The organism is Paenibacillus vulneris (assembly GCF_039543185.1).
GTDB lineage: Bacteria > Bacillota > Bacilli > Paenibacillales > NBRC-103111 > Paenibacillus_S > Paenibacillus_S vulneris.
In genome coordinates this window covers 205,311-223,713 of record NZ_BAABJG010000021.1, presented here as the reverse complement: position 1 = coordinate 223,713, position 18,403 = coordinate 205,311, and the positions used below count along the sequence as shown (strand labels likewise).

Sequence of the window (18,403 nt, the reverse complement as noted above, 5' to 3'; positions counted from 1 at the left end):
GCAGCCGGAGGACGCTTGAGCTTATTCAGCGTTCTCCGGAAGCTTCATTATCTTCGATACGGGAGTTGAAGATCTATGCAAGCTATCCATGTTCATGGACGGGATATCGACCGCGTTAAGGAAAGGGCGCGATTCGCTGTGCTCCCTCTGGGGTCGGTAGAATATCATGGTCCTCATGCTCCGCTCGGTACGGATATCGTGCTGGCCAACGGCTTTGCCGAACGGATTGACCCTGCGCTTGAGCCTCTGCTCTATCCTGTCGTTCCTTATACGGCCTGTCCCGGCAAAACCAGTGAATATCCTGCAACGATAACGATTCGGCCTTCCGTATTCATAGACTATGTCATGGATATCGTCGATGGAATTTGCAGGCTGGGCATCCGCAATATTGTACTGCTGAATGCTCATGACGCCAATATGGGGCCATCTCGTACGGTTGCGGAGGCCATTACCGGCAAATACAGGGACGCCCGGTTTCTTCTTATCAACTGGTGGCAGATGGTAACGCAAGAGAGCGCCGAGCAGCAAGGCATATTTCAAGGAACGCCGGGACGAGGTCACGGGGGCCCCTATGAAATGTCCGCCGTCAAAGCGTTTCAACCGGATTTGGTTCATGTGCAGGAAGAGGATCTGTCATTAAAGGCGTCGAAGCCTTTATCATCTCTGCCTTACGTGCTGGTAGAGGGTACGCCCGAGGGATGGGACGGCTACACGGGAGATATTCGGCAAATTTCGTTGGAAGCGGGCCAATGGATTGTAGAGGAAGCGGCCAGGAACATGAATGAACTGATTCAAAACTGGCTGGGTGCCACAAAAGGGAGAAGAGGAGAGGGTGAGCGGCATGAGGACACGTGAGGAATGGTTTCATGAGGAAGGAGCCTCGTTTCCCGGCAGGACCTATGCGGAGGTAGTTCTGGAGCCGGCCTTCAATGAGGCGAAGAAGCAGCTGCTCGATCCGATGATGGCGATCAACAAGGCGCATCTCATTATGCTGAGGGAGAGGCAGCTTCTCACGGAGGAGCAAGCCAAAAGGATTGCGAGAGCCATCCATGACTTGGACCTGGAGGCGTTAAGAAGCTCCGTCTACACGGGGCGCTTCGAGGATTTGTTTTTTCAAGTGGAGCACCAGCTTCTTGAGCATGCAGGCGACATTGCGGGCAATCTTCATTTGGCAAGAAGCCGCAACGATATGGGTATCGCCATGTACCGCATGGTGCTAAGAGAGAAGCTGACCGGTACGCTAGGCTCTGCCCTTCGCTTGATGGAGCAACTGCTTGCCTTTGCAGAGGAGCATAAGGACACGGTCATGATCGGCTATACGCATACGCAGCAGGCTCAGCCAACTACAATGGCCCATTACATCATGGCTGTCGTGGATTCGTTGACACGGGATATCCGCAGGCTGACATCCGCCTATGCCAATTGTAACCGCAGCAGCATGGGGGCGGCGGCCTTAACGACTTCAGGCTTTGCGATCAGCCGTGAGAGGATGAGGGAGCTGCTTGGCTTCGACGAGCTGATCGACAATTCCTATGATGCGATAGGCGGGGCGGATTATTTGGGGGAAGCGGCAGCTGCAGTTCAGCTGGCGGCGATTGATTTAGGACGAGTCGTTCAAGATTTGCTGCTATGGTGCACTCAGGAGTTCGCCGTTTTGAAGGTAGGGGCTCCATATGTCCAGATCAGTTCGATCATGCCGCAGAAGAGAAATCCGGTATCGCTCGAGCATATGCGGGCTCTGCTGTCCAGCTGCGCAGGGAATGCGGCGTCCGTGCTGACCATGATCCATAATACGCCATTCGGGGATATCGTCGATACGGAGGATGATATGCAGCCTTACATGTGGAAAAGCCTCGAGGTTCTCGACAACGTGTACCGGCTGCTGGCCGCTGTCATCGGAACGATGGATGTCAATAAGGAAGTGCTGCGGAAGCGAACGGAAGGAAGCTTCGCCACAGTGACCGAGCTGGCCGATACGCTCGTAAGAACGGACGGCTTGACTTTCCGTACTGCGCATCACATCGTAAGCGGGGTCGTTCATAAAGCGTTGGCCGCTGACCTGGCCGCTAATGAGATTACGCTGGCTATGGTCAACGAAGTGGCTCTCGGGATCATAGGACGAGAGGTTTCGCTGGATGAGCCGATGCTGCGTCAAGCCCTGGATCCCGTTCATTTTGTGGCCATCCGCGATTTGCCGGGGGGACCGAATCCGTCCGAAATCCAACGGATGATCGGGCTTCGCAGGCAGCAGCATGCCGCTCTGAGCCAGCGGGTCCAAGCATATGAAAGCACGCACCGGCGGGTTTATCAATACCTGGATGAAACGACGCGCAGCTGGAGCGTGACCTGATGACTCGCCTGCATATTCCATTGCTGGCGGTCGACGGTGGCGGAACCAAATGTCTGGCGATCCTGATGGACTCTGAGGGGAGGCTGCTTGGGCAAGGCCGGGCGGGCTCCTGCAATTATCAAGGGGCGGGAAGAGAGGCGGCCGTTAGAGAACTAAGGGCAGGAGTTCAAGCGGCGATCTCCGATTGGGCGCAGCAATGCGGCATCCAAGATCAGCCTCTTGAGCTGGATATCGAATACGCTGTTATGGGCATTGCGGGATTGGACACGGCATATGATAGAAGCATCATCCAGGAGCTGGTACAGCTTGCTCTTCAGCCCCTGCCAGTTCAGATCCGGCAGCTGGTTATCGAAAATGACGGCTTTGCCGCGTTAACGGGCGCGACCGGGGGGCAGCCGGGTATTCTGGCTATCGCCGGAACGGGATCGATAATCTTTGGGATAAATGAGGAGGGAACGACGGCCAGGGCCGGCGGTTGGGGACACCGGGTCGGGGATGAGGGCAGCGGATATTGGATAGGTAAGCAGGCCATTATAGCTGCTTTAAGAGCTTACGACGGGAGGGGGGAGGTTACGGAATTAGGCCGGCTGATCGTGGCCTACCTAGGCTTGAGCGATGAGGAAGAGCTCTTCAACTGGACGTATGGGCCGGATTATGCGGTCGAGAGGGTGGGGGAGCTATCCCGGCTGGTCAGCCAGGCTGCGTCCTCGGGAGATCAAACGGCCAAGCATATTCTGACGAGGGCTGCAGATGAGCTGTTCCGTGGCATCCGGGCCGTTGTAGAACGGCTCACGATGCAGCACAAGCCGTTCCGGCTTATTTTGCAGGGCGGCGTCTTGCAAAATGACAGCCTTGTACGTCAAATGCTGATTCACAAATGCGAACAGTGGGCTCCTTACGCCCGGCCGGACCAAGCACAGGGAGAACCGATTCACGGGGTTACGACAATGGGCTTATCCTTGTTGCGTTCGACAGCTCGTAAGGAGGCGAAGGATTAATGTCAATATGATGCGGGAGATGAAGCGCGATGTTGAAACGATGGTTATTCGTCTTTGCCCATCCTGACGACGAATCATTTGCTGCCGGAGGAACCATTGCCAAGGCTCGCCATTTCGGCTATGAGGTATCATTGATATGTGCCACCTCGGGCTGCAAGGGGAAATCCGGCGCTTTTCAGTTCAGCTGCCGGGAAGAGCTAGCCAAGCATCGGGAAGAGGAGCTGAAGAAGGCATGCTCCCTTCTTGGCGTCAACCAGCTTATTCTTTATCGTCATAAAGACGGTTTCTTGATGGAATTGGATACCGGTCTGCTGGCGAATCAAATCTGCGATACCTTATTGGAGCTAAAACCGCAGGTCGTCATTACATTTCCACCGGACGGCGTTACGGGACACCCCGATCATATTGCCATATCTAGAGCAACGGAGAAAGCCGTTATGCTGGCGGAGGCTCATTATCCGCCGGATGCCTCTCCGCAGTTATATTATAATTCGATTCCTCATTACTACGATTATTGCAAGGATTCCGGCCCTAAGGACCGGTGCTGCATTACGAGTAAGGTGGATATAAGTCCTTACCGGACTGTCAAGGGACAGGCGCTGCAGGCCTATCAAAGCCAGATATATTCCGTGAATCGGGCTTACCCTGGCGTTATGCAGGGAGACTACAGCGTCATAGGCAACTTCGAATATTACACATTGGCGCGGGCCAATGGTCAGACTATAGAGCCGTCAACGGCAAAGGATTTGGAGCATATTCCGACGCTGGAATTCGGGTAGGCACCGAGAAGTGATGTATGCTCCCAGGAAGAAAACAGGGAAGCAACTCCCAGTCCATGGAGATGCTTCCCTGTTTGATTTACTTTCCTTTCAGCTTTACTTCTATCGTAGCAGGTGTAGATTCCTCGTAAAACCGATTGACGGCGGTGACGCTGAAACGATGTTTTTTGCCGTTAGGCAGGCCCGTGACTTTATAGGAGGTGCCCTGGATCGGCTGCTTGGTCAGCTTCTTGCCGTCCTGATATACGTGATAGCCCAGAATATCAGGTTGAGGATTGGCTGTCCAATGCAGGATGGCTTCACGATGTCCCTTCTCGGCTTCCAAGCCGGCAGGCGGGACCGGAAGCGGGTGGCGGTTAATCGTCAGAGTATAAGCCCCGGTCGTATGGCCATCCGCTGCGGTGACACGGATGGTGAACACATTCGCCCCCTCGGTCAGGCTGACGGAACCGGTCTGATACACAGCTCCCGTGACGGAATAAGTAACATCCGTCACGGTACCGTTACGCTGAACGGAAATCCCGCTGAGCCTGGATTTGCCGCTGATGAGCGAGGTCTGCAGGCGAACCGCGCCGACGGAGTGAGCGACCTCCTTCGTATAGCTCAGCTTCTGCGAATCGAAATCCGCGATCGGTTCGTTATCCACAGACAAGCTGCCTAATAAGGCGACGTTTTCTGGGACGACCTTGATGACGAAGGAAGCTGTTTTCCCGTTATAGACGGCGCTAATGACCGCTTCTCCTGAACGCACCGCGAGGAGGTTACCGGAAGCGTCGACCGTCACCACGGAGGGATCGCTGCTGGCAAGAGAGGATTTCGTTGTGACGTCGAATGTGCCCTTCTCTCCCAGATAATGCTGTACCTTCAAAGAGCCGGCTTGCTGCTCAATCAAAGGAACGGCAGGCCCTTCAATGGCAATCCGGTCGTATTGCTCCCATGCCTTCAAATCGACGATCTGTATCCGGTCCAGCGGATAATTGATCTCCGGCCGGTAGATGTTGGCTCCGGATTCGTATACAATGTACAGCTTGTTGTCATGAACGAAATTGCCTTCTGCAGAAGGCTGCATATCCAGGGAATCCTCCAGGTTCAATCCATCCAAGAACCATACGGGTACCGTTGTGTTTTCGATGTTCACCGTCGTGTGAGGAGGTTCGTTGATGGAAGCCTTGTACTTGAGAATATTGCTCTTCGGGTTTCCGTTAGTCTGACTGAGCATCACTTGATCGTCAGTGACGGTTACTCCCTGAATCCGATCCGTGACGGAATAAATATAGTTCGGAATGACCAAGCCGTCGCTTGTCAGTTTGCTGTCGGCAGGGAGCAGATCCGTTGCCTCATCGAGCTTGTAGCCTACCACCCAAGCGTTGTATACCTTGTTGTCACGCGCCGTCATTTTCTGAATCGGCGTTGTCAAATATTTCGGGGAGCTGTAGTAATCGCCTACCCACAAGATTCCGTTCGAGTAGGATGCGAAGGAGGCTCTCGTATTCGTCTTGAAGCTGTCGATGAAGGACAGGTTCGCATTGTCCGGGCAATCGATCACATCCTGCAAGGATAAGCGGAGCATCTCTTTGCCGTAGGCGATCCATACATTTTGATTACTGACGGCAACGCCGCCGGCATGTCCGGAGAAGGGCTGGCCGTTTTTGTACAGGTGAATCGTTTTGACGAGCGATCCGGTCTTGAGATCGACCAGCGTCAGGGTGCTGGCTCTGCGGTCATCGCGGTAGCTGGAAAGGATGGCCCAGTTCTTTTCCGGTATATAATGCATGCCTTGAGGAACAAGGCCCTGCAGCAATCCCGGAACAATTGGTCCCGGCTCACTGACGTCAAGGAAACGCTGATAAGCCGACGTATCCCCGACAATCGGCGCTCCGGTCTCCTCCTGCGTCAAAGGCTGATGCGGGAGCGTCACGGAGACCGGCTGGGACTTGTCCGATTCATTAGCGGAGGAATCTACGGCCGATACCTGGAGCTTGTATTCAAATCCGCCTGACAGTGAACCCAGATCGGCCGAATAGGTCGTAGAGGAAACCGTAGTCACGTATGCGCCGTTTTTATACACCTTGTACGAGGCGACATCGGGCTCGGTATTCGGAGACCAGCTGAGCTGCACCGAGGCTATGCCGTTAATGGCGGCTGCCGTACCGGTCGGAGCGGCCGGAGGAATGGAATCGATGATTTCCGGCCTTGGCGTGCTTTTGACCACTTCTGAAAGAATCGACATCTGCGTGTCGGTTACCGCAACGACGGAAAACCGGTTTTCCGTAAAATTGGTCAGCCCGGTCACCGTATAGGAGGCGTCCTGAACAACGGTATCTTCAAGCACGCCGTTCACAGCCACTTGATAGCCAATGACATTCGGATCCTCGCTGGCCGTCCAGTAGAGCTGCACCGAACGGTCACCGGGAATGGCGAACAGTCCCTTCGGCGGAACTGGAGCCGACGTATCCGGTGCTTGCCCGGCGACGATACGTCCCGGAGTCGGCGTCTGCTGGTTGGCTGTTTTGCGCATGACGATGGTGCCATCCGTCGGGTAGCTGTAAATGACGCTTTTGTTAAGGACCACGTCATCGTTAGCCCCGGTGCCGTCGCTGTAGGATACGCTGCTCAGCTTAAAGCCCTCTTTATCGGCCAAAATAAGGGTACGGGAGCCGCTGTTGGACAGCCCTTGTCCGGATATCGGATAAAACTGGTCCGGCCGGATGTTCGATCCGTAATTGGCATTGAAGGCTTCGACGCTTCCGGACAGCCCGGGCGATTGAACCCACAGTACCATCGCATCATGAGGCTGAATGGTCATCTCTTTATCCAAATTCCATATGGAAGTGGTATTATATATAATTTTGTAGCCCTGAAGAGGAATAGGTGCGCTGCTGTTATTGTACAGCTCAATATACTCATAGCCGTCAACGGAGGTGCCTGAGGAGTTGGTTGCGTTGGTCGTATCCTGCACCAGCTCCGTAATGGTTAACGGAGGGATGAAGAGCTTGTCCGCCGCCGCAGCCGAAGAAGGGCCGACTAGTGCTCCAAGCGGAGCCGCAAGGATCGATAGCGCCAATGCGATGCTGCTCATCTTTCGTATTTGTGCATTCATTAGAACTCTCCTTAGAATGGAATAAATATGATTCCTATTTCATCTTGCGCAGCACAAAAAAGACGATGTCACCCCCCATACAATTTATCTCCTTCTTGTCGAAAGAAGGGAAAAGTTGCAGGATCAGGGTTTTCTCATCGTCTCCACCCGTATTCCTATTTGTTCGTGTTTCGTCCACAGTATAGCATAAGCGCATAGCGCAAGTACATATACCATAGGGTATATTGCATGCGTCTTAACAATAGATTTAGAAAGGCATGGTCACCGTAAAGAATTATCAAGACGCTAGTTAAAATAAGGAGCTTCCTAAAACAGGATGTTCCACAGGATGGCCCCTAACACCAGCATCACCAAGCCGAAAATAACAAGTCCCTTCCCTACACTGCTTTTTTCCGGATCATCATGCAATGCATAGAAGCCGCCTACTATGAGACCGACAATCGGAATGAAGAAAGTGGCAATGAACAATAAAATGATGGCCGCGCTATGATCCGAAGCAGGTGCGGAATAGCTGCGGTTAGAATAACGGCTGTCGGTTGGATTGGAAATCGCCACTTGCCCGCAATATTTGCATTGCAGCGCTCCCGGGTCCAGTCTCTCTTTGCAGCCGGAACAAATCTTTGCTTTTGGAGGCGCAGCCTGTTTCTCATTCATGGGAGTGCCGAAAACCTTGGCGTTATGAAGAGGATGACTGCAGCCGGAGCATACGGAAGCGTTCTCCGGATTTTCTTCCTTACAATTCTCACAGACCTTGTATGCCATAAATACACATCCGCTCCGTCCCTGAAAGTTATGTTATATTTTACCACAAATATCTAATTCGAGCAGAGGCATCTGCATAGTTATGAAAGCAGTGACACGGCCTCCTGAGCCGGGCTCGGCTTGACATTTAAAAACGTTGTCACTACAATTTGTAGTGAGAGGTGTGGCAATTGAAAATTCATCATTTTAAGACGAATGAAAGCGGGTTAAACCGTTTCTTCGGAACCCTCGAAGCGAAGATTATGGAAATTTTGTGGGAGGGGCCGGAGAAAGCCATCAAGGAAGTGCAGCAAAGGCTGGAGCAGGAGAAAGCAGTGAACTTCAATACCGTGATGACAGTGATGAACCGTTTGGTGGAGAAGGGGATATTGCAGAAGCGGATGGAGGGCCGTTCGTTCTTGTACCGTCCGGTTTTGACCAAGGAGCAGTTCATCGATACGCAGTCCAAGGAGCTTACTCATGAGCTTATCGAGGAATTCGGGCCGCTCGTCGTCAATCACATGCTGGATGCATTGGACGAAGCCGATCCGGTGTTGATGGAGAAGTTGGAACAAAAAATAAAGCAGCTGAAAAAGGAAACGTAATCCATGCGGGACAATCGGTGGGAGAATCGATCCAGGTTGATTTTTATATCAGGGATGCTGGTAGCGGGCGTGGTGCTTGTCCAGATGGGCATGTACATCATGCATACGCTGGCCGGCTGGGAAATCAGATATAACGTTCTACAGCTATGCCATACGATGATGAAATCTTTAGGCATTCAATGGGTGGGCTATATTCTGAATGCGATCGTTGTATATACGTTTGGGATGTCCATCTGGTTGGCAGCCAAACAGCTGCATTTGTCCAGAATGTTCAACAAGAGGTTACTCATTCGCCGTCATGAGCTGCTTACAGGAGAAATCAGCCGGAGATACCGCCGGACGGGCTCGGAAGAGCAGCCTATCATCGTCATCGAGCATGCGGCTCCATTAGCATTTGCCGTAGGCTTCTTCAAGCCGAAAATTGTCTTATCAACCGGACTGATGGATTTGCTGGATGCCGAAGAGCTGGAAGCCGTTGTCCATCATGAGATGTTTCACCGCAAACACGGGGACCCGTTGAAAACCTTCCTGATGTCGCTCGTTGCCTCCGTCATGTGGTATATTCCGATCCTCAAATCGTTTCATCACAATTACAAGATCGTGAGGGAGGTACTGGCGGACAACTATGCGATTGAGCAAACAGGCAGCTCTGTCCATCTGGGTAGTGCTCTGCTGAAGCTGCTCAAAGGAAAGGCGCCGGCTCCGATGCCGGTCTCGCATGTTTCGTTCAGCGATACGTCGATTAATTTGCGGATTCGGCAGCTGCTGGAGCCGCAGACGGATGTGCCTTTGAATTGGCCGTTTACCCCCGCAATGATTTCCCTGCAGGTGCTTTTTGCTCTATGCTCGATGTTTGTCCTGGTCATGCATTAAATGGCGTGACTTCTACCGTCTGCGCTACCGGGTATACAGCTTTGGGAGTGCCTATCGGTGCAGGAATAGCTTGTCCTTTTATTCAAGGGGATTCGGGGCCGGCGTACGGCGTTTTCCCGAATTTCACACTACAGCTTGTAGTATTTGTGATTATGCAGCAAATGGAAACCTTTAGGCTGTAAGCAGCCTATGACTACGGAAGGAAAGAAGAGATCTCATTGAAGCAAACTACGAAGAAATCCGTTTATAAAGAGCAGCGCAAGCAGGAGAAAATCCAAGAGAAAAAACGGATGCGCATGATCATGTGGATCACAGCGATTTGTGTCATTGCTGTTATAGCCATAATTATTGTTGCTTTGCCCAAGCCGGCTCCGGTACAAATGCCTTATGAGACGATGCCGACGCTCGGCAATCCTGATGCGCCTGTCAAAATCGTCGAGCTGGGGGATTATAAGTGCCCGTCCTGCCAAGTGTTTAGCCAGAAGGTGGAGCCTCTGCTCAAAAAAGATTTTATCGATACGGGGATCGCATCGCTTCATTTTATGAACTATACGATCATCAGCCCGGATGCCGATTCCATGACGTCCGCCATGGCCGGGCAGGCGATTTTCCATCAGAATAACGACGCCTATTGGAAATATTACGACGCGATTTATAAGAATCAGGGCGATGAGAAAAAAATCTGGGCGACGACAGATTTCATAACGAATCTGGCCCGCCAGGAAAAGCTTCCGATCGACTATGATAAGCTTAAGCAGGATATCGAGAACAAGACGTACAAGAAGGAAGTCGACGCGCATAACGCCTTTGCCCGCAGCAATCAAGTGTACAGCACGCCGACGTTATTCATCAACGGCAAGAAGTTCGAGGACCCGTTTGACTATAATAAACTGAAAGCCGCTATTGAAAAGGCTCAAAAGGGTGAATAAGACTCGTTATGCGATCCTTCTTTAGACAATACGGACTGTATATGGCATGGGCCGTTTCTTTGGTCGCGGTAGGCGGCAGCCTCTTTTTCAGCGAGGTGATGCGCTTTGAGCCCTGCAAGCTGTGCTGGTTCCAGCGTATCTTCATGTACCCGCTCGTCATCCTGCTCGGGATGGCCTGCTACAAGAACGACCGCAAGCTGATTGCTTATATCCTGCCGATGAGCATCATCGGAGGCATGATCTCGCTGTATCATTATTCCGAGCAAAAAATTCCGGGACTTGCCAAGCTGCTTCCCTGTACGGTCGGCGTACCGTGCAACGAGGATTATATCAATTGGCTCGGCTTCATCACGATTCCTTTTCTGGCGCTGATCGCTTTCATCATGATCACTTGCTTTTTGCTGCTGGGCAGGGAAGAACGTCGGGAAGCCGAAGAGTTGGAGTAGATAAAAGGAGACCGCCTCGGCGGTCTTTTGTCTGTTGAAAAAACCATAGAGCTTGAACTAATGCTAATATACTCCGGTGGGGTATGCCCCTCCAGCCGCTATTGAAACCCGTGAATTGGATTAGATTTAGCGGTATTTTCACGGGTTTCAAAGGCGGACGTAAACTCCTCCGAGGCATACCCCGCCTCCCTATGCAGCATAGTTCGCACAAATCAGGATTTTTCAACAGCCTGGAGACCGCTTCGGAGGTCTCTTTTTTGATTTATAAGGTAGGGGATAAGGCATGATTGCTTCGGCCAGTCCATATATTGGTACTGTACGAGCATGCATCCTTTATCAAAGGTGGAATGAGTAGATGAGCGTAACTTCACCAACGGCCGTCCGTCAGGTTGTGTTGAATATATCAGGAATGACGTGTGCGGCATGTGCCGTACGCATCGAGAAGGTGATTGGCAGGATGGAGGGAGTAGAGCAAATTCAAGTGAATTTGGCTCTGCACCGGGCCTCCATGTCCTTTGTGCCGGGCAAAATCACGCTTCGTCACGTCGAGGACAAGATCAAGCAGCTTGGCTATTCAGCCCGGGAGCACCATGCGACGGAGGAGAACCGAGGCCGTACCGATCCCTTCGAGACCGTTCGAACGGGGACGATACTGCTTATTTCTTTTTTGTTTATGGTGCCTTTTCTATGGGCCATGGCAGGCCATCATACTTTAACGTCCTCCCTTTGGGTGCCCGAGCTGCTCCTGAATCCATGGTTTCAGCTGGCACTGGCTACTCCGGTCCAATTCGGGATCGGGCTGCCATTTTATATTCGGGCCTTTCAAGCGATCAGAAACGGCGGGGCCAATATGGACGTGCTCATCGTGATGGGGACGTCGGCGGCCTATTTTTACAGCCATTACTTGATGTTTCACCCCGCCTCGGGCCATGCTGCGGGCTCCGCCCACCACGGCTCCCTATATTTTGACGCGAGCGTAATGATTATGACGATCGTCTGGTTCGGCAAATGGCTGGAAGCCTTGTCCAAACGCCGCACATTAAGAAGCCTGCACCAGCTTCATCAGCTTCGGCCCGAGACGGCACAGGTGCTTCGGGACAACAAAGAGCAGCGGGTTTCGCTGGAGAATGTGACGGCAGGGGAGATCATCATCGTCCGTCCGGGAGAAAAGATCCCGGTGGACGGGATCATTCTGGAGGGCCATGCATCAATCAATGAGTCGATGATCAGCGGCGAAAGCATCCCGGTCGACAAGAAGGCAGGAGAACGTGTTATCAGCGGAACACTGAATCTTAACGGGATGCTGAAAATCCAGGCAACCGGGGTGGGCAACGAGACAACGCTCGCCAAAATGATTCAGCTGATGGAGGAAGCCCAGAACTCCAAAGCGCCGATTCAACGGATGGCGGATACCATCTCCGGCGTATTTGTTCCGATTATTATCGGTCTGGCTGCGTTGACGTTTGCCGCATGGTACTTCGTCTTTGAGCCGGGAACAACAGGAGGTGCGCTGGAGAAAGCCATTGCTGTGCTGCTCATTGCATGTCCCTGCGCGTTAGGCTTGGCAACGCCGACCTCCATCCTGGTTGGCTCGGGAAGGGCTGCTCAGCTGGGCATTTTGTTCAAGGAGGGCAAGCATTTGGAGATGCTGCCGGACACGCAAGTGATCCTGCTGGACAAAACCGGGACCATTACGATGGGGAAGCCCCATGTCTATGATATGATGGCGGTGAGAAGGTCCGGTGATTCCCTGCTGCGCCTGTTAGCCGGCGCGGAGCAGCATTCCGAGCATCCGTTGGCCCGGGCCATCGTAGAGGCCTATATGGACCGGCGAGAGCATGGATCAGGCAGGGAATCTCTTCCGGTATGCGAAGCCTTCCAGGCCTCGGCGGGAAGCGGGATTCGCGCCGTTGTGGAAGGGAAGACCGTCATTGCCGGCAATCGGCACTGGCTTCAGGAGCACGGGATCGCGCCTATTCCGCAATCAACCCGAATAGAGCGCTGGGAGCAGCAGGGAAGCAACGTCGTATACGCGGCGATAGAGGGGGAATGGGCAGGGGCTGTTGCTTTGCGCGATCAAATCAAGCCTTCTTCACGCCCGGCCATCCAGCAGCTTCAGGCAATGGGGGCAAGCGTGATTATGGTGACCGGGGACCATCCGCAGACGGCAAGGTCCATTGCCAAGAAGGTGGGCATTCGCGAGGTGTATTCGGAGATGCTGCCGGAGCATAAAGCGGCACTGGTCGATGAGCTGAAGCGGCAGGGGAAAAAGGTAGCTATGGTCGGCGACGGTATCAACGATGCCCCTGCCCTTGCGGCGGCAGACACCGGTGTTGCCGTCTCCAGGGGTACGGATATTGCCAAGGCGGCGGCCGATATCGTGCTTCTTAAGGGGGATTTGAAAGGCATGGTCCGCGCCATCGGAATCAGCCGCCGAACGATGCAGGTCATCCGCCAAAATCTTGTTTTCTCCCTGTTCTATAATGCATTGGCGATCCCTTTCGCTGTGACGGGGTATTTAGCGCCATGGGTCGCCTGCACCGCAATGGCCTTCAGCTCGGTGACGGTCATTTGCAATGCGCTGCGTCTGCAGAAGGCTTGATCTTGAACGTTAATCCGACCGAGATTTCCTATCCCGATCCGCCTCGTGACTGCAAGCTTCAAACAGTCACCTTGGAGGGTGATTATGGACCCAAAACAAGCAAGCTCGTCTGCAAGAGCAGTCGAGGGCTTGCTTGTTTTTATTTTCCGCAATAGATCTCTGAGGTACCGGTTTGTGGCGCGGATAGCTTTGCAGGGAAATTCATACAAAAAATATCAAAAAGTTTCAGTACGATGTTGTATACTAAAAAAGAATCCGCAGACCTATTGATTTTTCACGGTTCATAGAAGTGAATAAATCTAAAAGTAGAAAAATAAGGAAACTTGTCGATTTTTAAAGAGAAGGGGAAATAGGATGGAACATGTTCATGGATCGTTCGATACATCACTAGTTGTTTTTTCGTATGTTGTTGCTGTTGTTGCTTCTTACACCGTTCTTGATTTGGCAGGGAGGATCAGCAAATCCGATGGGATGAACCGATGGCTGTGGCTTTCTTTTGGCGCCTTTGCCATGGGAATGGGGATCTGGTCGATGCATTTTGTAGGCATGCTGGCATTTTCCCTGCCTGCTCCGGTTTCTTATAATCTGATCACCGTTATATTGTCAGTCGTGGTGGCTATTATTGCCTCCTTCGTCGCCTTGCATGTAGTAAGCCGCGAGCAGTTGTCATGGCGCCAATTGCTTGGCGGCGGGGTCTTGCTTGCCACCGGGATATCCTCGATGCACTACATTGGAATGGCTGCTATGCTGATTGATATTACTTATAACCGTTTTTACTTTATTCTTTCCATTGTCATAGCCCTAATTGCGTCGGTAGCGGCGCTATGGCTGTCGTTTTATTTCCGCAGAGACGCGGAAGGCAGTGTTGCATGGAAAAAGCTGGGGAGCGGGCTGATTATGGGTGCTGCGATTGTGGGCATGCATTATACGGGTATGATGGCGGCTGAATTTCACCTGGGGCCTAAGTCCATGTCAACCTCGGGCATCAAGCTGGATCAGGACTGGCTCGGTTACTTCATTTCGGCAGGAACTTTATTTACGCTCGGGTTATCTCTGCTCGGGATTTACATATCGAACAAGATCTCACATAAGGACTCGGAAATTCAAGAGAAAACCAATGAAATCTATTTGATGAATCAGGAACTGCGGCAGCTAAACGAAAATTTGGAGGAATTGGTGAGAGAACGTACGGCACAGCTTGAACAAGCCCATGACGAGGCGATCAAAGCCAATATGATCAAAAGCCAGTTCCTGGCCAATATGAGCCATGAGCTTAGAACGCCGCTCAATGCGATTATCGGGTACAGCGAAATGCTGGTGGAAGAAGCTGAGGAGCTTAATGAGCCGACCTTCGTAGAGGATCTGGGGAAAATCAGAAATGCGGGTAAGCATCTGCTGTCGTTGATTAATGACATATTGGATATTTCCAAAATTGAAGCGGGCAAAATGGAGATTCACATAGAGACGTTCGAAGTGTCCGGTCTGATACGGGATGTGATCACCACAGTCAAACCGCTCATAGATAAAAACGGAAATACCTTGGAGCTGCGTTTGCAAGAAGGTGTGATGACAACGGACGTCACCAAGCTGAGACAAATCCTGATTAATCTGCTCAGCAACGCAAGCAAATTTACCAAAAACGGTACGGTTACCTTAGAGGTAAATCATGAACAGCGAAGCCATATCGCAGGATACAGCTTTCGCGTCAAGGACACAGGCATCGGAATGACATCTGAGCAAGTCGAGAAGCTGTTCCAGCCCTTCATGCAAGCGGATTCCTCTACCACTCGCAAGTATGGGGGGACGGGTCTCGGGCTGGCAATCAGCAGCAGCTTCTGTGAAATGTTAGGCGGATCCATGGAGGTCGAAAGCGAAATGGGGGCGGGGAGCACCTTTACCTGCTGGCTTCCGATATCCAAGAGTGACGACGAGCCGGGTTTGAAGGAGCTTGCTGACGACCAGAGCTGCAAGGAAAATGACAACGGTGTCAGCATCCTGCTCATTGACGACGAGACGTTTAACCATCAATTGATGAAGCGCTATCTTGCTAATGAAGGATGGAAGCTGGCGTTTGCTACCAATGGGCAGGAAGGGCTTCAATTAGCCAGGAAGCTTCGCCCCAAAGTGATCTGTCTGGATATTCTTATGCCGAGCATGGATGGGTGGAGTGTCCTGTCAGCAATAAAGAGCGATCCCGAGCTGCAAAACATTCCTATAGTGATTTGGTCAATGACCAATGACCAACAGCTGGGATATGCATTGGGCGCATCCGAGTTTCTGACGAAGCCGATTCAGCGTGAGCGGCTGATTCATGTCATGGATCGGTATATTTCCAACCGTAACGAACACAAGGTGCTGGTCATTGAGGACGATGAAGCGACGAGCGATTTGCTGACGAGGCTGCTGGAGAAGGAAGGATATGTCGTGAACCAGGCTCGGAACGGCCGGCTTGCCTTGGAATTAATGGAGAGAGCAGAGCCGGCGCTTATCCTGCTTGATCTTATGATGCCGGAGATGGACGGATTTCAGTTCCTTGAAGAACTTCGCAAGAGGGAAGCCTGGAGCAAGCTGCCGGTTGTGGTTGTGACAGCCAAATCGATCACGGCGGAAGACAGACTGAAGCTCAATGGCTTTGTAAAAAATGTTGTCCAAAAAGGTTCCTTCGACCATAAATCACTGCTGGCGGATATTCGCCGGTTTGTTGAGGAGCAGAACACGCAGGGACATTCATAATGAGAGAGGCGAATCGACATGAACACAATTCTCCTTGTGGAAGATAACGAAATGAATCGGGACATGCTTTCTCGGAGGCTTGCCCGCAGGGGGTTTGAGGTAATCACAGCCGAAGACGGGAAGCAAGGCGTTGACACGGCCATTCAGGAACGCCCCGATTTAATCTTAATGGATTTGAGTTTACCCGTAATGGATGGCTGGGAGGCAACCCGTTTGCTCAAAAGCAAGGATGAAACGAAGAATATCCCGGTCATAGCCTTAACCGCTCATGCCATGGCGGGAGATGAAGCAGAGGCTTATCGGGCGGGATGCGATGATTTTGATACCAAGCCGGTCGTTTTGGAACGATTGCTTGAGAAAATAAATGCGGCATTGAATCGATAAGCGAAAGGTGAATAACGATGGACGAGATCAAGCTGGGCAAAATTTTAATCGTGGATGATCAAGAGTATAACGTCAGCCTTCTGGAACGTATTCTGGGGCGAGCGGGATTCCAAAATGTGTACAGCACCATGAATTCTCTGGAGGTTGAACGATTGCTCACGGAAGTGGATCCGGACATTATTTTGCTTGACCTGCACATGCCGGAAATGGACGGGCTTCAGGCTCTGAAGCTCATTCGCGGTCATTCTGGGCCGGATAACTATTTGCCTGTCTTGATGCTTACTGCCGATTTGACCTCCGAGGCCAAGCAGCAGGGACTGCAGGCGGGGGTTAATGATTTTTTGACAAAGCCCTTTGACAGGACGGAAGTGATACTTCGTATTACAAATTTGCTCCGAACCCGGTATCTTCACAATCAGCTGCAAAATCAGAATAGTATATTGGAAGAAAAAGTACGGGAACGGACGAAAGAACTGCAGATGGCCCAAATGGAAATATTGCAGCTTCTCGGACGTGCGGCGGAATACCGGGACGATATAACAGGTCAGCATACGCAACGGGTAGGCTGGTTATCGGGATTAATTGCAGAACGACTGGGATTGCCGGGCCACGAAGTTGACATGATCCGGTCGGCGGCACCGCTTCATGATATTGGTAAAATCGGCATCCCGGACGATATATTGCTGAAGCCGGGGCGGTTTGAGCCCCATGAGTTCGAGCGTATGAAGTCTCATACGTCGATCGGTTCCAATATTTTGGAGGGAAGCTCCTTTGCTCTTCTGAAGCTGGCCAGACTCATAGCCGAGTCACACCATGAAAAATGGGATGGTACCGGATATCCCCAAGGGCTGAAGGGAGAAGCAATTCCTCTCGCGGCACGGATTGTGGCACTTGCGGATTTTTATGATGCGTTAACCCATGCCCGTCTTTATAAGAGGGCTTGGACACAAGAAGAAACGCTTGCTGAAATCAAGGAGCAACGGGGAAAACATTTTGATCCGCAGATCGTGGATGTGTTTATTCAACTGCTTCAGGAAATAAAACCCTAAGCCATCATACATAATGTCCATACAGAACAGGTCCCGCAGCTATTGCGTCATTGCCGGGGCCTTTTCTCTAATCAGCAGCTGTTCTCCAAAGGATAGGGAGCGATTAGTCCGAGCTTACCGGCTACCCCCTGAAAAGCCCGGTTGCCTGCGAAGGTGTGTAGCATCAGAAATTTACAGATTTCGACAGGGCGACGGAGGTTTGTTCATGAATCTATCCAACTGCCGCGGCTGCGGCAAGCTTCATCTGCAGAGCGTGAACGTGCTTTGCAGCGATTGCTTTAAGCTCCATCTCGAACAAACTCATCAGGTGAAAAGGTTCCTTCAAGCCAATCCGCACGCTTCCGCTATGGATCTGGCTAGAGAAATGGGGCTATCCTTAAAGCAAGTTTATGAGCTCGTGGGCCGGTAATCTCTTTTCTTGGGAATGCTTTATGCTGACGGCTGCGTTTGTACGGGGAAAGTGGAGCCGACGTTCGCTGTGAAGGGGCCCTCTTCAGTGTAACCGCCGTTGTGACCTCAGGAACGGATGATAAGCCGGGTCAAATCTGCGGTAATGACTCCCCCTGACATAAAGCACGGATCGATTCCTGAGTTATCGCAATGGAGCCTTGCCGCTTGCGGCAGTGACGGCTTTTAGGGCTAGTTTATTCAGATAGAGCTCATCTAAAAATAGGTATAATCAAGAGCGGCTTTTTGGCAGTCCGGGACATGAGATGTTCCCTGGGGCTGTTTTTTTATTTGTTAAACGTAAAAAATACTATTTACAATTGGGCGAGCTTCGTTTATCATAGTCGTTATTATTAGTAATTATTAC

At 51.8% G+C, this 18,403-nt stretch carries 15 protein-coding genes; 13 read left to right on the top strand and 2 right to left on the bottom strand.

Going from position 1 to position 18,403, the window contains the following annotated elements:
* Window positions 1-75 precede the first annotated feature (75 nt).
* The 4 genes from ABEA66_RS19370 to ABEA66_RS19355 are packed head-to-tail and all read left to right on the top strand — an operon-like array spanning window position 76 to window position 4,127.
* Window positions 76-855 carry a creatininase family protein gene (locus ABEA66_RS19370; protein ID WP_345589954.1) on the top strand — a complete coding sequence of 260 codons (780 nt, stop codon included), beginning with the start codon at window positions 76-78 and terminating at the stop codon, window positions 853-855.
* Window positions 842-2,350 carry an argininosuccinate lyase gene (argH, locus tag ABEA66_RS19365; protein ID WP_345589952.1) on the top strand — a complete coding sequence of 503 codons (1,509 nt, stop codon included), beginning with the start codon at window positions 842-844 and terminating at the stop codon, window positions 2,348-2,350. Before ABEA66_RS19370 ends, argH begins: the two co-directional genes overlap by 14 nt.
* Window positions 2,350-3,348, top strand: coding sequence for an N-acetylglucosamine kinase (locus ABEA66_RS19360; RefSeq protein WP_345589950.1), 999 nt, complete (start codon window positions 2,350-2,352; stop codon window positions 3,346-3,348). The genes argH and ABEA66_RS19360 overlap by 1 nt, the downstream gene beginning before the upstream one ends.
* Before the next feature lie 29 nt (window positions 3,349-3,377).
* Entirely contained in the window at window positions 3,378-4,127 is a 750-nt protein-coding gene (locus ABEA66_RS19355; RefSeq protein WP_345589948.1) for a PIG-L deacetylase family protein, read from the top strand.
* A gap of 79 nt (window positions 4,128-4,206) precedes the next feature.
* Here the strand turns inward: ABEA66_RS19355 and ABEA66_RS19350 are convergent, their stop codons facing one another.
* Both ABEA66_RS19350 and ABEA66_RS19345 read right to left on the bottom strand, forming a co-directional pair.
* Window positions 4,207-7,227 carry a fibronectin type III domain-containing protein gene (locus ABEA66_RS19350; RefSeq protein WP_345589946.1) on the bottom strand — a complete coding sequence of 1,007 codons (3,021 nt, stop codon included), beginning with the start codon at window positions 7,225-7,227 and terminating at the stop codon, window positions 4,207-4,209.
* A gap of 306 nt (window positions 7,228-7,533) precedes the next feature.
* Window positions 7,534-7,989: a double zinc ribbon domain-containing protein gene (locus tag ABEA66_RS19345; protein WP_345589944.1), complete on the bottom strand. Its 456-nt coding sequence runs from the start codon at window positions 7,987-7,989 to the stop codon at window positions 7,534-7,536.
* A gap of 170 nt (window positions 7,990-8,159) precedes the next feature.
* Between ABEA66_RS19345 and ABEA66_RS19340 the strand changes: the two genes are divergently transcribed.
* From ABEA66_RS19340 to ABEA66_RS19300, 9 genes are all read left to right on the top strand, one after another.
* The gene (locus ABEA66_RS19340) at window positions 8,160-8,573 is read left to right on the top strand and encodes a BlaI/MecI/CopY family transcriptional regulator (RefSeq protein ID WP_079909762.1); all 414 of its coding nucleotides are present in this window, start codon (window positions 8,160-8,162) and stop codon (window positions 8,571-8,573) included.
* A gap of 36 nt (window positions 8,574-8,609) precedes the next feature.
* Window positions 8,610-9,446, top strand: coding sequence for a M56 family metallopeptidase (locus ABEA66_RS19335; RefSeq protein ID WP_345589942.1), 837 nt, complete (start codon window positions 8,610-8,612; stop codon window positions 9,444-9,446).
* Window positions 9,447-9,664: 218 nt separating this feature from the next.
* Window positions 9,665-10,375, top strand: a complete 711-nt coding sequence (locus ABEA66_RS19330; RefSeq protein WP_345589940.1) for a DsbA family protein — start codon at window positions 9,665-9,667, stop codon at window positions 10,373-10,375.
* An 8-nt stretch (window positions 10,376-10,383) separates the two neighbouring features.
* On the top strand, window positions 10,384-10,821 hold the full coding sequence (locus tag ABEA66_RS19325) for a disulfide oxidoreductase (protein ID WP_345589938.1): 438 nt from the start codon (window positions 10,384-10,386) through the stop codon (window positions 10,819-10,821).
* A 355-nt stretch (window positions 10,822-11,176) separates the two neighbouring features.
* Window positions 11,177-13,423, top strand: coding sequence for a heavy metal translocating P-type ATPase (locus tag ABEA66_RS19320; RefSeq protein ID WP_345589935.1), 2,247 nt, complete (start codon window positions 11,177-11,179; stop codon window positions 13,421-13,423).
* A gap of 354 nt (window positions 13,424-13,777) precedes the next feature.
* Window positions 13,778-16,156, top strand: coding sequence for a response regulator (locus tag ABEA66_RS19315; RefSeq protein ID WP_345589933.1), 2,379 nt, complete (start codon window positions 13,778-13,780; stop codon window positions 16,154-16,156).
* An 18-nt stretch (window positions 16,157-16,174) separates the two neighbouring features.
* The gene (locus tag ABEA66_RS19310) at window positions 16,175-16,540 is read left to right on the top strand and encodes a response regulator (RefSeq protein WP_345589931.1); all 366 of its coding nucleotides are present in this window, start codon (window positions 16,175-16,177) and stop codon (window positions 16,538-16,540) included.
* A 17-nt stretch (window positions 16,541-16,557) separates the two neighbouring features.
* On the top strand, window positions 16,558-17,589 hold the full coding sequence (locus tag ABEA66_RS19305; protein WP_345589929.1) for an HD domain-containing phosphohydrolase: 1,032 nt from the start codon (window positions 16,558-16,560) through the stop codon (window positions 17,587-17,589).
* 205 nt (window positions 17,590-17,794) lie between these two features.
* Entirely contained in the window at window positions 17,795-17,998 is a 204-nt protein-coding gene (locus ABEA66_RS19300) for a hypothetical protein (protein ID WP_192704024.1), read from the top strand.
* The last annotated feature ends 405 nt before the right edge of the window (window positions 17,999-18,403 follow it).

Coding starts and splice junctions, on each gene's coding strand:
- ABEA66_RS19370 (WP_345589954.1), top strand. CDS start 76: ATGCAAGCTATCCATGTTCATGGACGGGATATCGACCGCGTTAAGGAA.
- argH (WP_345589952.1), top strand. CDS start 842: ATGAGGACACGTGAGGAATGGTTTCATGAGGAAGGAGCCTCGTTTCCC.
- ABEA66_RS19360 (WP_345589950.1), top strand. CDS start 2,350: ATGACTCGCCTGCATATTCCATTGCTGGCGGTCGACGGTGGCGGAACC.
- ABEA66_RS19355 (WP_345589948.1), top strand. CDS start 3,378: ATGTTGAAACGATGGTTATTCGTCTTTGCCCATCCTGACGACGAATCA.
- ABEA66_RS19350 (WP_345589946.1), bottom strand. CDS start 7,227: ATGAATGCACAAATACGAAAGATGAGCAGCATCGCATTGGCGCTATCG.
- ABEA66_RS19345 (WP_345589944.1), bottom strand. CDS start 7,989: ATGGCATACAAGGTCTGTGAGAATTGTAAGGAAGAAAATCCGGAGAAC.
- ABEA66_RS19325 (WP_345589938.1), top strand. CDS start 10,384: ATGCGATCCTTCTTTAGACAATACGGACTGTATATGGCATGGGCCGTT.
- ABEA66_RS19320 (WP_345589935.1), top strand. CDS start 11,177: ATGAGCGTAACTTCACCAACGGCCGTCCGTCAGGTTGTGTTGAATATA.
- ABEA66_RS19315 (WP_345589933.1), top strand. CDS start 13,778: ATGGAACATGTTCATGGATCGTTCGATACATCACTAGTTGTTTTTTCG.
- ABEA66_RS19310 (WP_345589931.1), top strand. CDS start 16,175: ATGAACACAATTCTCCTTGTGGAAGATAACGAAATGAATCGGGACATG.
- ABEA66_RS19305 (WP_345589929.1), top strand. CDS start 16,558: ATGGACGAGATCAAGCTGGGCAAAATTTTAATCGTGGATGATCAAGAG.
- ABEA66_RS19300 (WP_192704024.1), top strand. CDS start 17,795: ATGAATCTATCCAACTGCCGCGGCTGCGGCAAGCTTCATCTGCAGAGC.